This is a genomic window from Paraburkholderia sp. A1BS-2L (assembly GCF_051125205.1).
Classification (GTDB): domain Bacteria; phylum Pseudomonadota; class Gammaproteobacteria; order Burkholderiales; family Burkholderiaceae; genus Paraburkholderia.
The window spans coordinates 76697-99608 of sequence record NZ_CP120431.1; the positions used below are offsets into that span (position 1 = coordinate 76697).

24 protein-coding genes and 2 pseudogenes are annotated in these 22912 nt (G+C 64.5%); 13 read left to right on the top strand and 13 right to left on the bottom strand.

Annotated elements, in window-relative coordinates; all coding sequences use genetic code 11:
* Positions 1-42 precede the first annotated feature (42 nt).
* From P5W98_RS30210 to P5W98_RS30220, 3 genes are read left to right on the top strand one after another with little or no spacing between them, the layout of a single operon-like run.
* Positions 43-912: an enoyl-CoA hydratase-related protein gene (locus P5W98_RS30210; RefSeq protein WP_421028123.1), complete on the top strand. Its 870-nt coding sequence runs from the start codon at positions 43-45 to the stop codon at positions 910-912.
* Entirely contained in the window at positions 909-2078 is a 1170-nt protein-coding gene (ribBA, locus tag P5W98_RS30215) for a bifunctional 3,4-dihydroxy-2-butanone-4-phosphate synthase/GTP cyclohydrolase II (protein WP_421028124.1), read from the top strand. The genes P5W98_RS30210 and ribBA overlap by 4 nt, the downstream gene beginning before the upstream one ends.
* Before the next feature lie 52 nt (positions 2079-2130).
* On the top strand, positions 2131-2988 hold the full coding sequence (locus P5W98_RS30220) for an SDR family NAD(P)-dependent oxidoreductase (RefSeq protein WP_421028125.1): 858 nt from the start codon (positions 2131-2133) through the stop codon (positions 2986-2988).
* A 21-nt stretch (positions 2989-3009) separates the two neighbouring features.
* Here the strand turns inward: P5W98_RS30220 and P5W98_RS30225 are convergent, their stop codons facing one another.
* The 3 genes from P5W98_RS30225 to P5W98_RS30235 form a co-directional block, all read right to left on the bottom strand.
* Positions 3010-3363, bottom strand: coding sequence for a hypothetical protein (locus tag P5W98_RS30225; protein WP_421028126.1), 354 nt, complete (start codon positions 3361-3363; stop codon positions 3010-3012).
* Entirely contained in the window at positions 3342-3491 is a 150-nt protein-coding gene (locus tag P5W98_RS30230; RefSeq protein WP_421028127.1) for a hypothetical protein, read from the bottom strand. The genes P5W98_RS30225 and P5W98_RS30230 overlap by 22 nt, the downstream gene beginning before the upstream one ends.
* A gap of 111 nt (positions 3492-3602) precedes the next feature.
* Positions 3603-3725: a hypothetical protein gene (locus P5W98_RS30235; RefSeq protein WP_421028128.1), complete on the bottom strand. Its 123-nt coding sequence runs from the start codon at positions 3723-3725 to the stop codon at positions 3603-3605.
* 142 nt (positions 3726-3867) lie between these two features.
* Between P5W98_RS30235 and P5W98_RS30240 the strand changes: the two genes are divergently transcribed.
* From P5W98_RS30240 to P5W98_RS30265, 6 genes and pseudogenes are all read left to right on the top strand, one after another.
* Positions 3868-4611, top strand: a complete 744-nt coding sequence (locus P5W98_RS30240) for a GntR family transcriptional regulator (RefSeq protein ID WP_421028129.1) — start codon at positions 3868-3870, stop codon at positions 4609-4611.
* A gap of 695 nt (positions 4612-5306) precedes the next feature.
* Positions 5307-6023 (top strand): ABC transporter permease, encoded by a 717-nt coding sequence (locus P5W98_RS30245; protein ID WP_421028130.1) that lies wholly within the window; start codon positions 5307-5309, stop codon positions 6021-6023.
* Positions 6020-6955: a glycine betaine ABC transporter substrate-binding protein gene (locus P5W98_RS30250; protein WP_421028131.1), complete on the top strand. Its 936-nt coding sequence runs from the start codon at positions 6020-6022 to the stop codon at positions 6953-6955. Before P5W98_RS30245 ends, P5W98_RS30250 begins: the two co-directional genes overlap by 4 nt.
* 10 nt (positions 6956-6965) lie before the next feature.
* Positions 6966-7088 (top strand): annotated as a pseudogene (locus tag P5W98_RS30255) (choline ABC transporter permease); the annotation flags it as partial.
* A 16-nt stretch (positions 7089-7104) separates the two neighbouring features.
* Positions 7105-7659 (top strand): MarR family transcriptional regulator, encoded by a 555-nt coding sequence (locus P5W98_RS30260; RefSeq protein ID WP_421028132.1) that lies wholly within the window; start codon positions 7105-7107, stop codon positions 7657-7659.
* A gap of 228 nt (positions 7660-7887) precedes the next feature.
* The gene (locus tag P5W98_RS30265; protein ID WP_421028133.1) at positions 7888-8145 is read left to right on the top strand and encodes a hypothetical protein; all 258 of its coding nucleotides are present in this window, start codon (positions 7888-7890) and stop codon (positions 8143-8145) included.
* Positions 8146-8617: 472 nt separating this feature from the next.
* Here P5W98_RS30265 and P5W98_RS30270 read toward each other — a convergent pair whose 3' ends face one another.
* The 5 genes from P5W98_RS30270 to P5W98_RS30290 all read right to left on the bottom strand — a co-directional run bounded on the left by P5W98_RS30270 (position 8618) and on the right by P5W98_RS30290 (position 14293).
* A complete protein-coding gene (locus P5W98_RS30270; protein WP_421028134.1) occupies positions 8618-9475 on the bottom strand; it encodes an IclR family transcriptional regulator in 858 nt (285 codons plus the stop codon).
* 87 nt (positions 9476-9562) lie between these two features.
* Positions 9563-10963, bottom strand: a complete 1401-nt coding sequence (locus P5W98_RS30275; protein ID WP_421028135.1) for an MFS transporter — start codon at positions 10961-10963, stop codon at positions 9563-9565.
* A gap of 112 nt (positions 10964-11075) precedes the next feature.
* Positions 11076-11909, bottom strand: a complete 834-nt coding sequence (locus P5W98_RS30280) for a sugar phosphate isomerase/epimerase family protein (protein WP_421028136.1) — start codon at positions 11907-11909, stop codon at positions 11076-11078.
* Positions 11910-11922: 13 nt separating this feature from the next.
* Entirely contained in the window at positions 11923-12534 is a 612-nt protein-coding gene (locus P5W98_RS30285) for an NIPSNAP family protein (protein ID WP_421028137.1), read from the bottom strand.
* Complete coding sequence (locus tag P5W98_RS30290; protein WP_421028138.1) at positions 12521-14293, bottom strand: FAD-dependent oxidoreductase; 1773 nt, start codon at positions 14291-14293, stop codon at positions 12521-12523. The genes P5W98_RS30285 and P5W98_RS30290 overlap by 14 nt, the downstream gene beginning before the upstream one ends.
* A gap of 143 nt (positions 14294-14436) precedes the next feature.
* Between P5W98_RS30290 and P5W98_RS30295 the strand changes: the two genes are divergently transcribed.
* Positions 14437-15342 carry an NAD-dependent epimerase/dehydratase family protein gene (locus P5W98_RS30295; RefSeq protein ID WP_421028139.1) on the top strand — a complete coding sequence of 302 codons (906 nt, stop codon included), beginning with the start codon at positions 14437-14439 and terminating at the stop codon, positions 15340-15342.
* Between the two features lie 4 nt (positions 15343-15346).
* Here the strand turns inward: P5W98_RS30295 and P5W98_RS30300 are convergent, their stop codons facing one another.
* Entirely contained in the window at positions 15347-16411 is a 1065-nt protein-coding gene (locus P5W98_RS30300; RefSeq protein ID WP_421028140.1) for a Gfo/Idh/MocA family protein, read from the bottom strand.
* A 214-nt stretch (positions 16412-16625) separates the two neighbouring features.
* Here P5W98_RS30300 and P5W98_RS30305 point away from each other — a divergent pair, with 214 nt between their 5' ends.
* Positions 16626-17939, top strand: a complete 1314-nt coding sequence (locus tag P5W98_RS30305) for an ABC transporter substrate-binding protein (RefSeq protein WP_421028141.1) — start codon at positions 16626-16628, stop codon at positions 17937-17939.
* Positions 17940-18219: 280 nt separating this feature from the next.
* On the opposite strand, the gene P5W98_RS30310 is transcribed toward P5W98_RS30305, so the two are convergent.
* Entirely contained in the window at positions 18220-19080 is an 861-nt protein-coding gene (locus P5W98_RS30310; protein WP_421028142.1) for a transposase, read from the bottom strand.
* A gap of 112 nt (positions 19081-19192) precedes the next feature.
* Here P5W98_RS30310 and P5W98_RS30315 point away from each other — a divergent pair.
* Both P5W98_RS30315 and P5W98_RS30320 read left to right on the top strand, forming a co-directional pair.
* Positions 19193-19318, top strand: a pseudogene (locus P5W98_RS30315) (glycine/betaine ABC transporter ATP-binding protein); the annotation flags it as partial.
* 147 nt (positions 19319-19465) lie between these two features.
* Entirely contained in the window at positions 19466-19753 is a 288-nt protein-coding gene (locus P5W98_RS30320; protein ID WP_421028143.1) for a hypothetical protein, read from the top strand.
* A 35-nt stretch (positions 19754-19788) separates the two neighbouring features.
* Here P5W98_RS30320 and P5W98_RS30325 read toward each other — a convergent pair whose 3' ends face one another.
* The 3 genes from P5W98_RS30325 to P5W98_RS30335 all read right to left on the bottom strand — a co-directional run bounded on the left by P5W98_RS30325 (position 19789) and on the right by P5W98_RS30335 (position 22725).
* Positions 19789-20040 (bottom strand): hypothetical protein, encoded by a 252-nt coding sequence (locus P5W98_RS30325; protein ID WP_421028144.1) that lies wholly within the window; start codon positions 20038-20040, stop codon positions 19789-19791.
* 138 nt (positions 20041-20178) lie between these two features.
* On the bottom strand, positions 20179-21390 hold the full coding sequence (locus P5W98_RS30330; protein ID WP_421028145.1) for a M20 aminoacylase family protein: 1212 nt from the start codon (positions 21388-21390) through the stop codon (positions 20179-20181).
* Positions 21391-21429: 39 nt separating this feature from the next.
* Positions 21430-22725 (bottom strand): MFS transporter, encoded by a 1296-nt coding sequence (locus tag P5W98_RS30335; RefSeq protein WP_421028146.1) that lies wholly within the window; start codon positions 22723-22725, stop codon positions 21430-21432.
* Positions 22726-22912: the final 187 nt, after the last annotated feature.

Consider the following 22912-nt stretch of genomic DNA (forward strand, 5'->3'; position numbering starts at 1 on the left):
TACCTTCCTACACCTTTACGCACCTACGCGCGCGGACGCCTCATGACCGACACGATTCTCGCCACGCACGCCAACGGCGTAGCCACGCTCACCTTCAACCGGCCCGACGCACTCAACGCACTGAGCGAAGCGGTGGCCGTCGAGCTGTGCACGCGGCTCGAGCGCCTCACCCAGGAGCCCGCCGTGAGGGCCATCGTGCTGACCGGCGCGGGCCGTGCATTCATGGCGGGCGGCGACGTGCACGCCATGCGCGCGGCGCTCGAACTCTCTGCCGCGCGCCGCGAGCGCACCATCGGCAAGCTCGTGCGTCATGCACAGCGCGCGGTCGAGCTGATCTCCCACTCGGCCAAGCCGGTAATGGCGAGCGTGAACGGCACCGCGGCCGGCTTCGGCCTTTCGTTGGTGGCCGCCTGCGATGTGGCGATTGCCGCCGCCGACGCCACCTTCACCTCGGCGTACAACCGCCTCGGCACCTCGCCCGATGGCGGCGCGACCTTCACGCTGCCGCGCCTGATGGGCGCGCGCACTGCCGCCGAATGGCTCTATTTGGACGAACGCTACAGCGCTGAAGATGCGCTGCGTGTCGGCCTCGTGAACTGGGTCGTGCCCGCCGCCGAGCTGGCCAAGGCCACCATTGAGCGCGCCGCTCGCCTCGCAGCGCTCTCGCCCGCCGCGTTCTCGCACACCAAGCATCTGATCTCCGATGCGCCGCGCCACACGCTGGGCGCGCAACTCGTGGCCGAGCAGCGCGCCTTCCTCGCCTGCGCCGCCCAAGGCGATTTCCGCGAAGGCACCCGCGCATTCACGGAGCGCCGCGCGCCCGTGTTCGGCGCGGCCGATCGCACCGCCCTTCACGCCACCCATCCAGGCAATCGCGTCAATAGCGCCAATCGCGAGGAGCAGACCGTATGAAACTGGCCGACACCCCCGCCATCGTCGAAGAACTGCGCGCAGGCCGCATGGTGATTCTCGTCGACGAAGAAGACCGCGAGAACGAAGGCGATCTCGTGATTGCCGCCGACTGCGTCACGCCCGAGGCCATCAACTTCATGGCGCGCCACGCGCGCGGCCTCGTCTGCCTCACGCTGAGCGCCGATCACGCGGCGCGCCTGCAACTGGGCCCGATGAGCGCGCACAACGGCACGCAATACGGCACGGCCTTCACAGTGAGCATCGAAGCAGCCGAAGGTGTAACCACGGGCATCAGCGCGGCCGATCGCGCGCATACGATCCGCACGGCCATCGCGCCGGGCGCGCGCGCCGAGCATCTCGCGCAACCGGGCCATGTATTTCCGATCGTCGCGCGCGAAGGCGGCGTGCTGGTGCGCGCGGGCCATACCGAAGCTGGCTGCGATCTCACTGCGCTCGCGGGCCTGACGCCGGCCGCCGTGATCTGCGAGGTGATGAACGACGACGGCACCATGGCGCGCCTGCCCGAGCTGATGACCTTTGCGCGCGAGCATGGCCTGAAGATCGGCACCATCGCCGATTTGATCCGCTATCGCAGCGAGCGCGAATCGCTGGTGGAGCGCGTGGCGTCGCGCACGCTCGCCACTGCCTGGGGGCCGTTCGAGGCGATCGAGTATCGTGACCGCGTGCGCGACGCGACGCATCTCGCGCTCGTGCGCGGCCAGCCCAGCGCGGACGCGCCCACGCTCGTGCGTGTGCAGGAACGCGCCGCGCTGCTCGATTTGTTCGATGAAGACCCGGATGCGCATGGACTTGCGCTGCATGGCGCGCTCACGCGCATCGCGCAGGCAGGGTGTGGCGTAGCCGTGCTGCTCGATTGTGCTTTGCGCACCGGCGCGGGTGAGGCGGCTCATGCGAACAGCGGCCACGGTGCTGAATCGGGCAATCGCCAGTACGGTATCGGGTCGCAGATTCTGCGCGATTTGGGTCTGTCTCGTCTTAACGTGCTTGCGACACCGCTCAAGTTGCCCGCGCTTTCGGGGCATGGGCTGGAGATCAGTGCGTTTATTCCGCTTGGGGACTTGCCGGATGTTTCTGCGGATGCAGTTGGCGCGATACGGGCTGCTGCGTTTGCTGCGTGCGATGCACGAAGGCTTGCTGACGCGTGAGCGCGGTTTGGTCGCGCTTTTTCGCTGATATAACTACCCGAAGGATTCCTTAATGCCCAACCCCTACATCGCCCTCGTCACCGGCGCCTCGCGCGGCGCAGGCAAAGGCATCGCGCTAGCACTAGGCGCTGCCGGCACAACAGTCTACGTAACGGGCCGCTCGCAGAACGATGGCGACGCGCCGCTACCCGGCACCATCCACGCCACCGCGGCAGAAATCACCCGCCTGGGCGGCCACGGCATCGCGCTAGCCTGCGACCACGCCGACGACAACCAGGTCGAAGCCATCTTCACGCGCATCCGCGACGAACAAGGCCGAATCGACGTGCTCGTCAACAACGCCACGGTCCTGCACGACGAGCTGATCCGCCCCGCACCGTTCTGGGAAAAACCGCTGGAATTGGTGAACATTCTGGACGTGGGCCTGCGCTCAGCCTACGTCGCAAGCTGGCACGCGGCACGCATGATGGCCGCGCAGCGCGACGGCCTGATCGCGTTCACCTCATCGTTCGGCGCGAGCTGCTACATGCATGGCGCGGCCTATGGGGCGCAAAAAGCCGGCGTGGACAAGTTCGCGAAAGACATGGCCGTGGATCTGCGCGCGTTCAACGTGGCGGCAGTGTCGATCTGGATGGGCATGCTCAAGACCGAGCGCACCGAACGCGTAATCGCCGCGCATCCCGAGCAGTACGCCGGCTTCAGCGAGCTTGCGGAAAGCCCGCAGTTCACGGGGCGGCTCGTCGACGCGCTCTATCGCGATCCGCACCGCACCGAAAAATCCGGACTCGTGCTCGTGGGCGCCGAACTCGCGCGCGAGTACGGCATCACCGATATCGACGGACGCCAGCCGCCCTCGCATCGCGAGCAGCTAGGCGGGCCGGTGCAGGCGCATCCGGCCATCGTAGCCTGACGCGATGCGCCCCGACGCGTCTTACCGCGCCCTGGTAAGCGCCACATCCAGCGCGCGCGAGAACCTGAGCGACGCGCAGCGCCTGCGCGCTTGCGCGTCGGCGTTCTGATGGTGGCAGTTCGTGCCGTCGACGACCACCAGCGCGTCGCCGGCTGCCTGCGTGGCGCGCATGGCGGGCAGTGGTGACAGCTCCGCCATCGCGAGCGAGGTGGCGTAATGCTCGCTTTCGTAGCCGAAGCTGCCGGCCATGTCGCAGCATGACGATTCGACGGGCGCAGCCGCAACGCCCGGGATCCAGCCAAGCAGCGTCCTTCTTCGCCCGTGAGCGGATCGCGCGTGATATTCCATGCCGATCAGCCGGGCACCGGCCGCCACGCGCGCTCGTGATAGCAGGGCGCGAAGCGGAGATTCTCGACATCGTCCATTTTCGGCGGATGAACGATGCGGTCCGGACTCGTGCGATTCGCGCGATAGAAGAGCGCCTTAATTTCGGCGAATGCCACGTTGATCCGTGGTCCGTACTGCCAGGCAACCCATCCGCCCCCGACACGGGCCTTCGCCGTGCTCGCCAAAAAAACGCGCCCTGTACCAAACATTTTGGATAACTTACAAAATCAGGTTTCGTGACCATCGGCCAGCATCGCGTCGATCGCGGCCACGTTGTGCGCCATGATGCCGTACCCGATCGAGCGCCAACATGCGGCGGTGCCGAAGCCGTACAGAATGAAATTTTGCATGCAAAATACTCAAATGCATGATTGAGCAGATGCAAGGTCAACTTGTCGGCGAACGCCCAAGGGAAACCCGGCAGCAAGGCTCAGCAATGCGCCGGCGGCCTCTCGGCTAGAATGGGGGCAAGTCGGACGATCGGGATCTCGTATGCAAAATCCAGACATTCCGGACGCGCAACTCGCGTCCGCCCCGCCTGGCGCGCCGGAGTTCGCGCTGCCGAAGCTCGCGCGTCAGCGCCTGCACGACACGGTGGTCGATCACCTGCGCGAATTCATCGTCGAAGGGCAGCTCGCGCCCGGCGTGAAACTCAATGAACGCAAGCTCTGCGAAGTGCTGGGCATTTCGCGCACGCCGCTGCGCGAAGCGCTCAAGGTGCTGGCCGCCGAAGGGCTCATCGAGATCTCGCCGAACCGCGGCGCAACGGTTGCACAGTTGAGCGAAGCGGAGATACGCGACATGTTCGAGCTCATGAGCGGGCTCGAGGCGTTCGCGGGCGAACTCGCGTGCGAGCGCATCAGCGATACGGAGCTTGCGCAAATCAAGGCGCTGCACGCCGCCATGCTGCTGAGCCGTGCGCAGAACGACCTGTCCGGCTATTACTCGCGCAATCATGCGATTCACGACCTCATCAACATCGCCGCGCGCAATGCAGCGCTCCGCCAAACTTACGTGACGCTGAACCGCCGTCTGCAAGCGCTGCGCTTTCGCTCCAACTTTCAGACCAGCAAGTGGGACGGCGCGATCCGCGACCACGAAGGCATGATTGCCGCGCTCGAAGCGCGCAACGGCCCCGCACTGGCGAAAATCCTGCGCGGCCACCTGCTTGCCAAGCGCGATGCCGTGCTGGCCGAGCGCACTCTCGGCGTCACGGGCGCTAAGCGCGAGGCGTGACGCCATAGCACTGTGGCGGGCATGCAGCGGACCGCGTTTGACCGCTGCACGCCCGCACGCGCGATTACATAATTTCCGCTGGAGCCTGTTGAATTCAATCGGGAAATGATACCTGCATAATTTACTTCGACATCCAAATCATTTACCTTATATGACACGTGTGGGCACCTTTCCGCGGCCATTCACGGAGATGCGAGTCATATCGAATGCGTCGCACGGTAGACGCGCTTAATCGATTGGCCTATACTCGCCTTCCTGTCACAAAGAACATGACTTCTTGCGTAACGTGATGTAACTGCGGCGATATACCTGAGGTAATACAGCCGCTGTGGTGCAACAACAAACTAGTTGCGAGCGCATCCATTTCGCCATATCAAGGGGGCCACCGGCCTCAGCGGCCCGGGTTTCCGCCCGCCGCATCCATACCGTTCTTACGGAACGATGCCCTGTCCCAGGCGCGCTCGCTACGGCGTCGTTGCGCTGCTGGGCTGAACATGACAATCAGACGAACGCATCGGCGCGTTCATTCGACTGCTGACCGCCTCTTGTTGCGGCCAGCAAGGACTGTTTCCGTCAGTTCAATCGCGGCCATGCCGGGATCACGAACTTCCATCGCGGCGCCATCTGGCGTCATCGCGGCGCACGCGCTTTTTTCGGTCACGCGCGCCGCACCGAGATTGAGGGGACGCCTCTTCATGACTCGACGCACTGTCCAGTGGCTGGGCAGCCTGATAGCCATTGCCGTCATCGCATGGGCGCTCGCCCGTGGGATCGGCGCTGAAACGTTCGCCAGGCACGCCGGCGATCTCGCCTGGTACGCGGGCCAGCACATACGGCTCGTGGGCTGTTCCATGGCACTCGCCATCATCGTCGGCGTGCCTGCGGGCGTGCTGCTCAGCCGGCCGCGCTTTCAGCGCCAGGCCGAGCGCTTCATGCAGGTCTTCAACATCGGCAACACAATTCCGTCGCTGGCCGTGCTCGCCATCGCACTCGGCGTTTTCGGCATCGGCGACCTGCCCGCCATCATCGCGCTGTTCCTCGCCTCGCTGCTGCCCATCACGCGCAACACCTATGAAGGCGTGAAGAACGTGCCCGCCGCGCTGCGCGAAGCCGCCAAGGGCATCGGCATGACCGGCTGGCAGTCGCTCACCCGCGTGGAGTTGCCCAAGGCGCTGCCCATCATCGTGGGCGGCGTGAGCACGGCGCTCGCGATCAATGTGGGCACTGCGCCGCTCGCCTATCTGATTGGCGCCGACAGCCTCGGCTCGCTGATCTTTCCCGGCATCTATCTCAACGATCAACCGTTGCTGTTGCTGGGCGCCTCGCTCACCGCGATACTCGCGCTCGTGCTGGACGGCGCCGTCGCGGCCGGAAGCCGCCGGTGGAAGGCGCGCCGCGGAGGTGCAGCATGAGCGCCCTGTTGGCAGGCTTTCCCATGTTTCGCAGTACGATTCGATCGATCGCGCGGCTGTTCGCCGTGGGCACGCTGTGCGTGGCGGCAAGTTCTTCGGCGTTCGCCGCCAAGCTGGTGCTGGGCGCGAAAAATTTCACCGAGCAGTACGTGCTCGCGGAAGTGACGGCGCAATATCTGCGCTCGCGTGGCTATGAGGTGGAAGTCCGCTCCGGGCTCGGCAGCACGCTCATGCGCAGCGCGCTGGAGAACGGCCAGTTCGATCTGGCGTGGGACTACACCGGCACGGCGGCGCTCGTCTACGACAAGCTCACGGAAAAGCTCACGCCCGAAGAAATGTACCAGCGCGTGAAAGCGCTTGACGTGCCGCGCGGGCTCGTCTGGCTCGACGCCTCGCCGCTCAACGACACCTACGCAATCGGGCTGCCGAGCCCGTTCATGCAGGCCACCGGCATCAAAACGGTTTCACAGCTCGCCGACTATCTGAAGACCAGCCCCGACGCCAGCCACATCGTGTTCGGCATGGACGCGGAATTCGCGAACCGCCCAGACGGCCTGAAGCCGCTGCTCGAAACCTACGACATGCATTTCAAGCGCTCGCAACTGAAGCAGATGGACCCGGGGCTCGTCTACACGGCGCTGCACACCAACCAGCTGAAGATCGGCCTCGTCTACACGACCGATGGCCGCGTGAAGGGCTTCGGCATCGTGCCGCTCGACGACGACAAGCACTTCTTCCCGCCGTACAACGCCACGCCCGTGGTGCGCAAGGAGGCGCTCGAGCGCAATCCGAAACTCGAGGCGCAACTCAATGCGCTTTCGGCGGCGATCAACAACGATGTGATGCAGGACATGAACAAGGCGGTCGATCTCGACGGCAAGTCGCCGCGCGAAGTGGCCGACGCGTTCCTGCGCACGCACGCGCTGCCCTGAAGGAGATCTCATGAGCGTATTCGACTATCTCTCTTCCAGCTGGCCTGAGCTGCTGCAACTCACCTTGCAGCACATCTGGCTGGTGAGCGTCGCGGTGGGCTGCGCGATCGTTGCCGGTGTTCCACTAGGCATCGGACAACGAGCGGATATTGGGGTTCGATAACGCTCACCCGGTCGAAGAGGGCTCGGGCCCCGGCGCTCGCACCCGCATCGAGCACGACCATCGCCACGCCGGCGACCGCGTCAGGTTCTACGAGTATAGCGACGCAGGCACGCTGGTGACTGACTTCTGGAAGGAAGTCAACGCGTTTCTCGAGAAGGGAGGGAACGAAATGATTACCACCATGAAGACGTTGAAGGTCGGCATCATGCCGCTGAAGGAATTCCAGGCCAGGACGATCGCGATCGCGAGCGGCAAACTCAAACCGGCTCCGGACGAACCCAAAGTCTGGTTTCAGTCCGTCGAGAGCTTCTCGAAGATCCTCTCGGATGGCAACCGCATGCTGCTTAGGCTCATTGCGGAAACCGAACCGCAATCGCTGACTGAACTGGCTGCTGCAAGCGGTCGCGAGAAGTCGAACCTCTCGCGCACACTCAAGACGCTTGAGCAATACGACCTGATCCACTTCGAGCAGGGTCCCGGCCGGCAGATGGCGCCGCGGGCGAACTACTCGGGCGTGTCGCTGGAGATGTCCTTCCAGTAACGTTGAGCGACCAGTTCAGGGAATGCGGTTCGGAGTATGTTGCTCTGCTGCGCCCTGACATCGTCAACCTGGGGCACTCAGAATCGTGCCGGCATTCGAGGATGCGGAAAAGGTCGCCGTCCACCAATATCTGCGGGCGCTCACTGCGCAGGGCTACCTGACGGAACTGCCCGACCACAAATTCCGCGTGTTGCCGGAGCCGCTTCCCAACGGGCTCTCGACGTTGCGGTGGAATCCAGATACAAGGTTGAGCGTCAGCGGCCTGCGCGTCTGCGCGTCTGCGCGTCTGCGCGTCTGCGCGTCTGCGCGGAGCGTGTGCGGCTGGCGATTCCGGCCAACCAGGTCCAGCGGCTCCTGGAATATTTTGAAGATGGCCATCCCGCAGTCTCGGTGGCGACCTTCGTGCAGGACCTGATGCTTCGGCTTCATGCCCCCGAGCGCACCATTGTGGCGCTGCTGCGCGAGGCCGATCTGGTCGTCGGATAGGCGGGTACTGATCTATACGATAGATAGTTTGAAGCGGCGCGCGCGCGTGTGCCCGGTCGGTGCAAACAGAAACTGCGCCGCGAGACCGGTAGCGTTCACCGGACAAACAGACACGCCGGGGAAGCGATGGAGATGATTCACCGCGCGTTGGCCCGGAAAAAGCGACTATGGAAGGCGTGTTGGCGGGCTTGGGGTTCGCTGGAGGGCAGCGCTTCCCTACCCGTTCCGCAGTTGTCAATCAAATCAAATTGCGGACCGAATTGAAGCACAATCCGATACCAACCTCCCGATAATTTAGTATGGATTCCTATGCAAAAATTGATCAATAGAATTATGTTAAGTCATGACGACGAGCGCGCATATCTCCCGCGCGACAAAACGGTTTGCACACCGACCGGATCGAGACCGCCGACGATGCGCATACCTCCAAATCAAAACACGGTGAACGCCAGATGGTTGTGAACCCGACTGCTCATTTCTGCGCTGACCGGCTCCGCCCTTTGGCGACAGGTACTTGAGTGGCCTCCGGTGCCGACGCCGAAACCACGTTCCGTTTGAAAATTCGCGAACTGAGCGTGGCTGCCCCCATGTCCGAAGCGGCCTCGAGCAGGTACGGCGCGAGTTCCTTGAGCCGTTCTTCCGGCAAGCGGCTGCTCGGTCCCGCGAGACTCACGATACCCACAACTTCCTGAGTCACCGGATTGCGCACTGGCGCCGCAATTGACGTCATGCCCGCCTCGTAGGTCTCGATGGCCATGCCATAACCACGCTGCCGCGCACCGTTCAGATCTTTGAGAAATTGCTGGATTGTCTTTGGCGCGCGCGGCACGTTCTGTGCCTTCGGCCCGAGTCCACCCTGCTTCGACACCAGTTCGATCGCGCGCTCGTCCGGCAGCGTGGCGAGCCACGCCTGGCCGCTCGCCGTACAGTGCAACGGCGGGTTGCTGCCCATGTCGGGGTCGTAGCGCAAGCCCGACTTCGCGCCCTGCGCCTTGCCGACGAATGTGATGTGATCGTCCTCGACCACGCCCAGCCGCGCGAGCTCACCCGAAGCCTCGGCCAGCCGATCGAGAACCGGCTGCGAGATGTCGAACACGCCGCTCGTCGACAGGTAGATCAACGCCAGCGAGACGAGCTTCATGGCCAGCATGTACTCGCCATGCTCCTCGTCCTGACGCACGAAGCCCTCGTCGATCAGCATCGATAAAAGGCGGTGCGTGCCGCTGCGCGGGATATCCAGCGTGTCCGCGATGGTGGCCAGCTGCATGCGGCCACCGTTCTTCGCCAACAGTTCGAGGACGCCAAGTGCACGCTCAAGATTCCCTGCCATATCGCTTTCTCATCAGTGTCGTGATAGACAAATGAGAACACAATTCCACACTGGAATTCAAGCTGATTCGTATGTGTGTGTGCTCAATCAATGCCCTGCGCTCACGCTCACCGCCGTAAACTCGCCGCGGTGACGCGCGCCCTTGAGCAGCACCGCCATGCCTCCCACTGCCGCAGGCGCCGCCAGTACCGTGAAGACCGCGCCGAAGCTCCAGTTCGCATGCAGCATGGCGGCGCCCACCATCGCGCCCGCAATACCACCAAAGCGGCCCACGCCGAGCATCCAGCTCGTGCCGGTCGCGCGCATTTCGGTGGGATACGACCCGGCCGCGAGCGCGCAGAAACCGGTGTTCGAACCGTTCATGCAGTAGCCCATGCCGAACGCGAGCACGCAGATGATACTGAACGGGTGGGCCGACGCGCCCATATACCAGGCGAGCACGCCGCCCGCAAGCACGGTCGCGCCGAGCGCGCGATGCGGATTGAAACGGTCCATCTGCCAGCCGATCAAGACCGAACCCACCGTGCCGCCCGCCTGGAAAAGCGCACCCACGACGGCCGCTTCGGCAAGCGAGAAGCCGAGACCCCGAATCAGCGTGGGCAGCCAGTTGCCCAGCAGGTAAACCGTGAGCAGCCCCGCGAAATAGCAGATCCACAGCATCACCGTGCCAAACGCGTGCTCGCGCGAGAGAATCGCCCGGACTGGGCTGCGAGGCGCCCGCGCCGGTTCATGCGAGACGAAACGCGTCTGACCGTCGGCCGAACCGGGCTTCAAGCGGTTGAGCACGCTCACGAGGCGTTCGCGCCGGCTTTCCTTGAGCGCGAGATAACGCGCCGACTCGGGCAGCCATTTGATCAGCACGGGCACGTACACGACCGGCAGCACGCCGCCGAGCAGTAGCACCGACTGCCAGCCCCACTGCGCAATCAGCCATGCGCTCACGAAACCGCCGCCCGCGGCACCGAACGTGAAGCCGCAAAACACCGCCGTCACCATCAGCGCGCGGCGACGCGGCGGCGCGTATTCGGCCATGAGCGTCGCCGCATTCGGCATCGAGGCGCCGAGACCGATGCCCGTGAGAAAGCGCAGCGCCGTGAGCGACGGCACGTTCACGGCGAACGCGGAAGCGAAGCTCCACACGCCGAAGAACAGCACCGCCACCGTCATCACCGTCTTCCGCCCGAAGCGGTCCGACATGGGGCCGGCGGCCAGCGCGCCGAACGCAAGGCCGAGCAGGCCGCCGCTCATCACCGGCCCGAGCGCGTCGCGCGGAATCGCCCAGGCGCTGGAGAGCGACGGCGCGATGAAGCCGATCATGACCGTGTCGAGGCCGTCGAGCATCACAATCATCATGCACAGCAGGAGCACGAGCGCCTGAAAGCGCCCGACCGGCTGGTCGTCGAGAAACTGCTGGACGTCTAGCGCGGCCGCATTCTTGCCTGCGAATTGACGTTGACTGGCCGGTTGGGCCGCTTCTGAAAAAGCCATGTTTGTCTCCGTGTCATGTTCTTTTTGTTGTCGATTTCATATGCAAGCCTGATTGGCGCTTCTGCTGGCCACCTCGCCAGGCTGCTCGATGTTTGGGACGAACTACATGCGCTCAGGCTGTCACATTGGCCTTTTCGAGCACCGCGAGCGTCGCCTCGCGCAAACGCCTCGCGCGGTCAACGGCGCGCGTCGTCTTTGCCCATTGCTCGGTCGGCACTTCGACGCTGAGCGGCAGGTGGTCGGGCAATGCGCGCAGGATGCCGACCAGGTCGAGGCCGCCCTCGCCCGGAATCATCCGTTCGCAGCGCGCCTGGAACAGCAACGTGTCGAGGTCGGTGGGGCGCTCGGCTGGCGCGTCGCAGAACTGCACGTAGCCGAAGTATTCGCGCGGTAGCGCACGCAACGCGTCGAGCGACGAGCATGCGCGGTCGAAGTGGATCGGGTCGATGATGAGACCGGTGTTGGTCCGCCCGCTCGCCTTCACGACGCGCTCGCCCGCCGTGATGTCCTTCACGTCGGTCCACGGCATCGGCTCCAGCGAAGGCCTGAGGCCGAGCGGCGCCGCGATGTCGCAAAGCTGGCCCAGCCGGTCGACGGTGCGCGCTGCGTCCGGGTCGTTCCCCGCCACGAGCACATAGCGCGCGCCCAGATCGGCAGCCGTTTCCAGCATCGGCTTGTAGCTGTTCACGTCGGTATCGGGCTTCAGGCGCAGGATTTCGACGTCGAGCACGCGCATGCCCGTGTCCTTCAGAACCGCAAGTGTCTCGCGCTTGAGCGGCGTATCGCCGACGATCTCGTGACGCACTTCGTGGTCGGTCGCGGGCAGCAGGCGCAGACCCACGTAGTCGTAGCCCGCATCGGCCGCGCACTGCACCATCTGCGGCGGGCTTAGTTCGAGCACGGTCAGCGCCGAAAGCGACAGCGCGCGCGGTTGAGGCTGGGTCATGGTGTCCTCCTGGTTATCGCAGCGGCGAAAACGGCGCCGGCACGCAGATGGTCGATTCCATCGTCGTGAGGTGCGCGGGTCCACCCTTTGGCGGCCACACGCCGTCTTTCACCGCTTCCGCGCGAACGCGCGAGCGCTCGTCCACGCTCGCGTACGGCCAGATGTTGAGAAAGCGCGGCACGTCGCCGTCGAGTGAATACATCGCGCCCACGAGCGGCGAGCGCTTCGTGCGCTCGGGTACCGCCTGCTCCCACACGTCGATCGTGTGCTGCAGGCTGCCAAGCTTCGTACCATACACGCGCATCTCGTAGATGCCGCCATGCACGGCAGGCTCGATAGGCGGCAGGAACGGGAAGAGCGCGTAGCTTTCCGTCTTCACATCGTCGACGAACTCGCCCACGCCGAACGGATTGCCCTCCAGCAGCATGCGCTTGCGCTCGCCCACGAGCGCCGCCTCCGACTCGAAGCCGCGCAGCACGAGCACCTTGCCGAGCGCGCCGATATCCGAGTACCAGCAGCCTAGCAGCTTGCCGCCCTGCGGATTGCCGCTTGCCTTGATGCCTTCGAAAACCTGCGCGTTCGCGCCGATTTTCACGGTGAGCGTCACTACGTCATACAGTGTCATTGCATTGTCCTTGAGGGTAAATGGTGTTCGGACCGGAATCCGCTGCGCGCGCAACGATCTGCTGCGGTTCGGCAAGCGAGAGTCCGGCGAGATAACCGAAGGTCATCGCCGGGCCGAGCGTGATGCCGCCACTCGGATAGCAGCCGCCCATCATGCTGGCGCTGTCGTTGCCCACAGCGTAGAGGCCATCGATCACGCGGCCGCCCCGGTCGAGCGCGCGCGCGCATGCATCCGTGGCAAGGCCCGCAAACGTGCCGAGGCTGCCGGGCAGCAGTTTCACCGCGTAGTACGGGCCGTTTTCGATTGGCGCGAGACACGGGTTCGGCTCGTGACCGGCATCCCCCTGCACACGGTTGTACGGCGTCGAGCCTTTGTGAAACTGCGGATCGACGCCCTGCTTCGCATACTGGTTGTAGGTCGCGACCGTTGCTGCGAGCGCGTTCGCGTCGATGCCGCATTGCGCCGCCAGCGCCGCGAGCGTCGCGCCGCGTTTCAGGTAACCCGCGCGCCGATACGGCCCGGTCGGAAACGGAAACGGCTTCGAGAAGCCCAGGCCGTAGCGGCGCTGAAAACGGTGGTCGCACACGAGCCACGCGCAGACTTCTTCGCCGGCTGGCGTGGTGTCGAGCAGCGCACCGATGAAGTCGTGATACGACGACGCCTCGTTCACGAAGCGCTTGCCCGCGCGCGAGACTGCGATCACACCGGGCTTCGCGCGCTCGATCAGGTGAGGGAATGCAACGTCCTTCACGCCGTCGTGCTCAGGCACCATTGACACCGGCGCCCACGCGGCGGGCGCCTCCAGCGCGCCGTCGAAATACGCGCCGATCGACTCGCCGAGGCGAATGCCGTCGCCCGTATTGCTGCGCGGCGCGGCCGACCAGTGCTCGCGGCCAGAAGGCGTATAGCCGAAGGTCTGCGCGCGGCGCGCCACATCGTGCGGATAGCCGCCGCACGCGAGCACGACACCGCGTGCGGCGCGCACCTGGTGCACCACGCCATCGATCTCGACGCGCGCGCCCGTCACGCGCGATGCATCGCGCAAGAGTCCGACCGCCTTTGCGCGCGTACGCAGGTCCACGCCGCGATCCGCTGCCGACTTCAACAGCCGCGCGACCAGCGCGTTGCCATTCACGAGATGCATCGAGCGCCCGTAACGCAGCTTCTGCCAGCCGAATGCCGCGAGGCGGCGGCTCGCATAGAACGCCGAGCGCAGCGAGCGCGTAGCACGATAAAAGTGCACAAGATCCTGCCCGGAGCCGAGCGCCATGCCCTTGATCGTCGTGACCGAGAGCGGCGTGCGCAGTTTGCCGATCAACGGGCCCAGCTCGCGGCCGTCGAACGGCATCGCGCACACGGAGCGGCCGCCCGTGCCCGCGCCCGGCGTGGTATGAAAATCGGGAATGCGATTGCCGTCGATGAAGCGCACGGCCGTATGGCGCTCGAAAAACTCGACCATTTCCGGCCCGCGCTCGAGCAGCGCATCGACCTTGGCGACATCGTATTGCTCGCCCAGTTCGCTCTTCAGATAAGTGCGCGGCGTCTCGATGTCCTCGCGTATGCCCGCACGCGTCGCTAGCGGGGTGCGCGGAATCCACATCCACCCGCCCGACCACGCGGTCGTGCCGCCGAACACGTCTTCCTTTTCCGCGACGATCACGCGCAAACCCTGCGCCGCCGACGTCACCGCCGCCGAGAGTCCACCCGCGCCGGAACCCAGCACCAGCACGTCGCAATCGAGTATCGGTTCACGCTTCATGTTCGGTATCGCCTTTGCTCCTGTGTCTCCAGAGGCAGTGTCCATTTGCTATTGTAGAATTAGTTTTCGTTGTGGAATACTATTCCACAAATTCAGATTTGGCAAAGACTTTGTGACCTGACCAACAACATGGAGACGGGACGATGCGGGTACTGATCACGGGTGGTAGTGGTTTTCTTGGGGCATGGATCATGAAGCGGCTACTCGCGCGCGGCATGGATTGCGTCGCGTTCGACCTGCGCGCGGACGCACGGATCGTCGAGGCACTTGCACCTGGTCGCGCGGCTTCGGTGCAATGGCGCACTGGCGACATCGCCAGCGCGGACAACACCGCGCGCGCACTCAAAGGCTGCGACGCCGTCGTTCATCTCGCCGGCATTCTCACGCACGATTGCGCAGCGAACCCGGTGCGCGGCGTCCAAATCAACCTGATCGGCACGCTCAACGTGTTCGAAGCCGCGCGCGCCGCAGGCATGCGTCGCGTGCTCTATGCGAGCAGCGCCGGCGTGTTCGGCCCCGACGACGGCGCCACGCCGCTGCCGCAAACGCACTACGGCGCGTTCAAGCTCGCCTGCGAAGGCTCCGCGCGCGCGTACTGGCACGATCACGGCATCGCGAGCATCGGCTTTCGGCCGCTGGTGGTCTACGGCGCGGGGCGCGAAACGGGTTCGAGTGCGGGGCCGAGCCTCGCCTGCCGCGCAGCCGCGCGCGGCGAACGCTACACGATTCCATTCAGCGGACAGACGGGTCTCGTGTTCGCGGACGATGTCGCCGCAGCCTACGAAGCGGCGCTGCTCAGCGAGTTCGACGGCGCGCACGCGTTCACGCTCGCGGGCGAGATGACGCCGGTCGGCACACTGATCGACAAGATCACGGCCATCGCGCCCGGCGCGCAAATTGACGCGAGCGGTCCGCCGCTGCCGATCGCCACGGCGTTCCCGCACGATCCCGCGCTAGCGCGCCTGCTGCCGGACCTGCCGCAAACGCCGCTCGATGACGGTCTGCGCCAGACCGTGGCGTTCTACCGCCACGGTCATGAGGCATCCTGATCGTCTAGCGCTGCGCCGCCTCGAGCGCTTCATCCAGCATCGGCGTGGCTGGCGCGCGCGTCGTGGCCGCGCGATGCACTGCCAGTGTCGCGGCCAGCGTGCGCGCGCCATCATCGGCCGCACATACCGGCGCTTCTTCGCGCGCGATCACGGCCGCGAAGTGACGCAACTGCTCATGATAGGGGTCGCGCGCGTGCGGCGTGCTGCGCTCCACCGTCAGCGGCTCGTGCCAACCCTTGCCGCTGCGGTACTCCCACACGTCGAGCTGCGGCAGCGTGAGCGATGCATCCGTGCCGATCAGGAAGTGCGTGTTCTCCTGCTGACGCGGATAATGGGTCGCCTCGCCCGCCGCGAGATCCCAGTTCCACGGCGCAGCGGCCGTGTCCGAGACGACAATCGTGCCGAGCGCCCCGCTCGCGAAGCGCAGCAGCACGGCGGCCGTGTCCTCCACCTCGAAGCCCCGCACGCCGTTCGAGGTCTGCGCCTGCACTTCGACGATTTCGCCGAGCAGGAACCGCATGATGTCGATGTCGTGGATCAGGTTGATGAGCACCGGACCGCCGCCTGCCTGGCGTCGCCACTGCACGTCGAAGTACGCATCGGGCTTGTAGAACGTGGCCAGCGCATTGGCCGCAACGGGCTTGCCGAGCCTGCCCGACTGCACGATTTCGCGCGCGCGGCGCAGGATCGGGTTGTGGCGGCGATGGTGGCCCACCAGCAGCGGCTCGTTCGCCTCGCGCGCGGCGCGGTCCAGCCGCAATGCGTCCTCCACGTGATCAGCGACCGGCTTTTCGATCAGCGCGGGTATCCCGCGCGCGACGCACGCTAGCCCGACATCGACGTGTGTCGCGTTCGGCGTCGCAACGATCGCGCCTTCGGGGCGCACCTCGTCGAGCATCGCCTCGTAGTCGGCGAACCAGCGCAGCGCTTCGGCGCGCGCGAACTGCTCAGCAGCCGGCGACGGGTCCGCGATCGCCACCACCTCTGCGTGCGGATGCAGCCGCGCGCGCTCCACATGCATCCTGCCGATCGCGCCCGCGCCGATCACTGCCAGACGTCTCCTTGCCATTGCCTCACTCCTCCTTGCTTCGGTTGAACGGGTTGTGTCCAGGGTGTCGCCGCGGGTGATGACGGTGATTACCCTGATACCCTGAAATTGCTTTGATTGTTGAATACTATTCCACTTTGAACTAGAGTTCACAAAACTTTTCGGCACGGCGGGTTCAGCCGCTGTGGCGTCACAACGAAACAGACCCATTCAATCGGGACAGGAGCGGAGACAGATGACGGAAAAGCACAACGAGGACAGCAGCCTTCAGGCACAGGCCCACTCAACCCCCACGGCCAATGCGCCAGCAGGCCCGGTGCTCTCGCGGCGCGCGTGGCTCACCACGACGGGCAAGGCGCTCGCGAGCGGCGCGGCGGTGCTCGCGGCACCTGCCTTCGTGCGCGCACAGGGCGAACAGCCGCTCAAGCTCGGACTCTTGATGGCCAAGCAAGGCGTGTGGACCGAACAGGGCGAAGTGATCGCCAATGGCGTGAAACTCGCGCTCGACCAGGCAGGCAACCAGGCGCGCGGCCGCCGCCTCGATCTCGTCTGGTACGACGAGCCGAACCCGCAGTCGGCGCAGCAGAACATGCAGAAGCTCGTGGAAGAGGACAAGGCGATCGCCGTGATCGGCGGCACGAACAGCGGCACGTCGCTCGCGATGTCCTCAGTCGCGATGCGCACGAAAACGCCCTATATCGCGCCCAACGCTGCCGCGCGCGAGCTGACCGGCAGCAGTTGCAATCCGTACACCTTCCGCGTGCTGAGCCCGACGCCCGTGACCTGTCGCGCGCTCGCGCCTTCGCTGCTCGCCATCGGCAAGAAGTGGCATTTCCTCGTCGCGAACTACGCGTACGGGCAGGACATCCAGCGCTCGATGTCGGAGTTGCTCAAGCAGTCCGGCGGCACGATCACAGGCGCCGACGTCACGCCGCTCAACACCACCGACTTCAGCTCGTTCATCCTCAAGATCCGCCAGTTGATGCCCGATGTCGTGCTGCTCGGCCTGCCGGGAGGCGACCTCTCCACCTTTCTCAAGCAGTACGCGGAAATGGGCATGAAAGGCCAGATTCCGGTGGCCTGCCCGATCATCGGCGACTCGGACCTCTGGTCGATCAACGTTGACGCCGCAACCGGCTATTACGGCAAGCCCTGGCACTTCAGCTCACCGGGTCATTCGCCCGAAGAGGTTGCTTTCGTCAAACAGTACATGGCGAAGTACGGCAAACCGCCCGCAGACAAGGCGTGGATCGGCTGGTTCACCACGCGCGCGCTGCTTAAGGCAGTCAACGAGGCGAAGAGCACCTCGGGCGGCGACATCGTGCAGAGCCTCGAAACCGTGCAGGTCGGCGACAGCAGCAGCCCCGCGTATTTCCGGCCGTGGGACCACCAGTTGTTGCGGCGCTGGACCGTGTTCAAGGTGAAGGACCACATCACCGACAAATGGGACTGGCTCAATCAGGTCTCCGTCGTGCCGCAGAACCCCGCCGACCTCGACCGGCTCTACGGTTCGCGCCAGGAAATCGGCTGCACGATGGCCGCCCGCTGACGCCGCATTCTGGAGCACGGACATGGCAGAAATCGTCTTGTCCCAGGTAGCCAATGGACTGGTGCTGGGATTTCTCTGAACTGGTTGCGCGTTTTCGTGTTTGAAAACACGCGGGCGCACAGTGAAGCGAGACCGCGAGTGATTTCAGGGGTGACATTTGGGGAAAAGCGACCGACACCCCATAGGGCATGGTAGTTTCATCAGGATAACAGATGAAAATGTGCGCACCAATGCCTCGCGCGGGGTGCCATCACCGTGGTAGCTGCCCGAAGAGGGGGCGTCAGCCGTAGTGCCGAAGGTTGATCATCGTATACGCGAGCGTCTTGAACGCGTAGTGCACGTCACTGATGCGTTCAAAGCGCAGCAGCAGACGGCGGAATTTATCTTCCCAGGCGAAGACGCGTTCGATGGTGCGAAAGCGTTCCTCGAATATAGCCGGATCAAAGCGCTGCCTGCGTCCGCGTTTGGGTGTCTTGCGACCACGCGGATTTTCGGGGATATTCGGGATCATGCCGAGATTGAAGATCGCCTTGCGGTTGGCCCGGCAATCGTAGACGCCATCCAGACTGACGGTCGAACCGTGCAGGTTAGCGCCAATGGCGCGAGCCATTCCGGTGAGTTTGGGCAGCGCGTCGCGCAGCAGCGGCGACTCATTGCGGTTGCCCGGCGCGCTTACGAATGGCGCGATGATGTTGCAGTTTCGATCGCAGAACGTAACGACCTTGCCGCCCTTGAGATGTTTGTGTCCGCTGTACCCGAGATTGTCGCCGCCTTTCTTTGCCGCAGTCGTGGTGCCGTCGCCGTGGATGACTGAAAGGTCGAGCAAATGGTCCTGATGAAGTTGATGGACCGATCCCGAAAAGATCCGCCCGATGCTGCCATCGGCATGCCAGCGCCGCATCGCACGGTAGATGCGCGTGTAGTGAATTTCGGGAAGACCTTCTGCATTCCTCTCGATTGGCAGCATCTTCCATTGGCATCCCATGTACAGTGCCTGGAGGATGTAGTTGAAGAGCTTGTGCAAGGACAGCGTGGGGGAAGGACCGCGACGGCCACGCCCCAGATGCGGCAAGACAAACTGCTCGAACTGCACCTCGCTCAATTTCGTTGGAATCCCTTGCCAGCATGGGTTTGCGGTCATGCGCTGCGTCCAGAAATCTGGACTCTACCCGATCAGGTGCCGTCGGCCCGAAACCCGCTCCGGAGCTGACTTGCAGACAAATTCAACGATCTCGGAAAACTAGCAACCAGTTGTAGGCGAAATCACGCAGGACTCGATTGCCGCTTATCTGAGCTCGGGACGCTCGCGGCAGCAAACTGGCCAGCCGCCAGGCGGCCCGCTTGCCTTCGCAGCCGCCGCCAGCAACGCGACGGCCTGACCGGCACGGCCGGGTTGGCGCAGCGCGCATCCGCATCACATGGGCGCGCGTTGCGCCGGCGTTGTTAAGCGTTTCCTAAGTTTCACACGCGCATAATGTCCGGCTCCCGCAACACGCCGCAAATCGCCGGCGCTCCAGGTTTCACGCATGAAACGCACGTATCAACATCGCGGCCACACGCTCCACGTGAGCGTCGAAACGGTCTGCCGCACGCGCAAGGGCGCCGCTGCGCTCGACCACGTCGCCTTGCTCCTGATTTCCTCGGATGAAACCATGCCGTTCGCTTCGCTGCGCATCGACCGCGTGGCGGGGCGGGCGTTTGCATCGGAAGCGGAAGCGTTGATGGGGGGCTACAGCATGGGCTGCAGCATCGTCGACAAGCTCGTCGGCGGCGGCGAGTTGATGACGGCGAGTATCGCCAGCGGCGCAATTTAATTCGGATACCTTAGATACCGCCGCGACCCGGCGATTCACGACGGCGAATGCGTCTTGATCGCGTCAAGCGTCGCACGCCGCGCGATCCAGCGCACCGCGAATACCGTTGCGGCCGCGATCCCAACCACGCCCAGACGAAACTCCGGCGTCGCAAACGACATCTCCGGCACGCGCAGCACCACGATCGCGACGAACACGGCAGCTTGAATGAACATCGTCACCAGGGCGATGACGAACAGATCTGCACGCAATCGTGCAAGAAACGGTGCAGACGGCAGCGGCTTCATGGCAAGACTCACTTCAGGGCGCAGAGGCTTCGCGATGTTAGCGAAGCCTGGCTGAAGAGAAGCTTAAGCACATGGCGGACTCACGATGGACAAGCGGCCTTCATGCCACAATGAAAGCCGCTTGTCAGCACAACACTTTCATCCTGCAAGAAAGCGCTGCGCGAGCCGCACCCATGCCGCCGCGCCCAGCGGCAGCACCTGGTCGTTGAAGTCGTAGCCGGGGTTGTGCACCATGCAGCCGCCGAACTCGCCCTCGCCATTGCCGAGCAGCAAATAACAACCCGGCACCGCGTTGAGCATCCACGCAAAGTCCTCGCTGCCGTTCAGGCCCTTGGGGGCCTGAACGACGACATTCTCCGCTCCCACCAGTTCCGCGCAAACCTGTTGCGCAAGCAACGTTTCGTCAGGCGTATTGACCATCGGCGGCGTGAGTTGCCGGTAGTCGATCTGCGCCTGGACGCCGTGCGCCTGCGCCGTGGCCGCCACGATCTCGCGCACGCGCTGCTCCACCAGTTCGCGCGTCTCGGGGCGCGCCGCGCGTATGTTGATGCCCAGCGTCACCGTTTCGGGTATCACGTTGTGAGTCGCGCCGCCCTTGATGAAGCCCACCGACACCACGGCGGTGTCGTCGGGCGCGACGTTGCGCGCAACAATCGTCTGCAGCGCCGTGATCAACGCGGCAGCCGCCACGACCGGATCCTTCACGCGGTGCGGCATGGCCCCATGGCCGCCCACGCCCTTGAGCGTGACGTCGGCCACATCGGATGAAAGGCTCACCGAACCCGGGAGCACACGGAACGTACCCGCCGGCACGCCCGGCATGTTGTGCAGTGCGTAGACCGCATCGCACGGAAAGCGTTCGAACAGTCCGTCGTCGATCATCGCCTTCGCACCGCACAGGTTCTCTTCGTCGGGCTGGAAGATGAGGTTGAGGGTGCCGTCGAAGTCGCGCCGCTGCGCCAGCGTTTTAGCTGCCGCAAGCAGGATGGCCGTGTGGCCGTCGTGACCGCATGCGTGCATCTTGCCCGCGTTCTGGCTCGCATAAGGCAGACCGGTGTTCTCGACAATGGGCAACGCATCCATGTCGGCGCGGATGCCCAGGCGCCGCTTGCCCTCGCCCACTTTCAGTTGCCCCACCACCCCGCTGCGCCCGATCCCCGTGTGAACCTCGTAGCCCCACTTCTCGAGCAGCATCGCCACGAGCTTCGCAGTCGCCCCGACCTCGAAGCCCAATTCGGGCTGCGAATGAATCTGCCTGCGAATATCGATGAACGCTTCGGCGTCGATTTCGATCTCGGGCAGCAGCGTGGGCAGCAGTTGAAACGGCGTGAGCGTGGGTTCGCGCTTCATAGGGGCGGGTCCTTGTGGTGTTCCAGAGGTTCGAATGAATCAGTCGGCGCGGCGCTCGCGAATGCTCCGGACCGCGAGCAGCGTGACGAGGCCGCAGGCCACCATGTAGAGCGCCGGCGCAAGCGGGTTGCCGGTCTTCGCGATGAGCCAGGTGACGACGAACTGCGAACTGCCGCCGAACACCGTCACGCCCACGCTGTAGATCACTGAGAGGCCGCTCGCACGCACCCCGGCCGGCAACATTTCCATGAACACGAGCAGCATGGGTGTCGAGCCGAGGTTCGCGGACGCCGTCAGCAGCACCGAGAGCGCCAGCACCAGCGGCACGCTGGGAAAGCGCGTCATGAGCCAGAACGCAGGCACCACCGCGATGAGGTTGAAAGCGACCGCGCCCATCACGAGCGGCTTGCGGCGCGTGAGACGATCGGCGAGCCGCCCCGAGACGAGCGAGGCGACCAGCATCGTGACCCCCGTGGCGCAGCCCGAGAGCAGCGACAGCGAAGGCGGCATTTTCAGCACGCGAATCATGTAGGTGGGCATGAAAAACACCACGAGATACATGCCGACCGTACCCGCCGTGACCGAGAGAATGCCCTGGAGCACCTTGCCGCCGTGCTCGCGCATGAGCATGCCGAGCGGGCTGGGCGCATCGGGCGCGGCCTCGTGCGTCTCGTCGAGCTTCGCGCGGATATAGAGTCCCACCGGCGCGATCGCGAGACCGATGAGAAACGGCACGCGCCAGCCCCAGCTTTCGAGCGCATGCGGCGTAAGCGTTGCGTAAAGCACGGCGCCCGTGAACGCGCCGACCAGCGCGGAAATGCCCTGGCTGCCCAGTTGCCAGCTCACGCGAAAGCCGCGCTGCCCCACCGAACCCGCTTCCATCAGCATGGAGGTGGCCGCGCCAATCTCGCCGCCGAGAGAAAAGCCTTGCAGCAAGCGCCCCGCGAGCAGCACGAGCGAGCCGTACACGCCCGCCTGCGCATAGGTGGGCGCCAGCGAAATGCACAGCGTGCCGGCCACCATCAGCGCAATGGTGAGCGTCATGGCCGCCTTGCGGCCGCGCCGGTCGGCATAGCTGCCGATCACGAGGCCACCGAGCGGACGCATCACGAAGCCGATGCCGAAGGTGGCCACCGCGAGCAGCAGCGAGCCAAACGGACTCTCCGATGGAAAGAAGAGCCGGCCAATCAGAAGCGCGAAAAAGCTGTAGACCGTGAAGTCGTACATTTCGAGCGCATTGCCAATCGAGCATGCGGCAATGAGGCGGAACTGGCTCTGGCGCACCGGCGCGTGGGCGGGGGTGGCGCCCGCGATGGCGAGCGTGGCGTCATTCATGGCGGATCTCCGCAAGCGGGGTTGAACATCGCGTTCGTGGCGTTCGTCGTGCGCCGCGAGTGAGAGCCGGCAGGCACGCATCGATATTCAGGCAAGGTTCATTTTTGAAAAAAGTGAGAAATTTTCATCGTGATAACCAGATAGAATCGCCGTCATAACCATCGGTCAGCGGACATCGGGACAAATA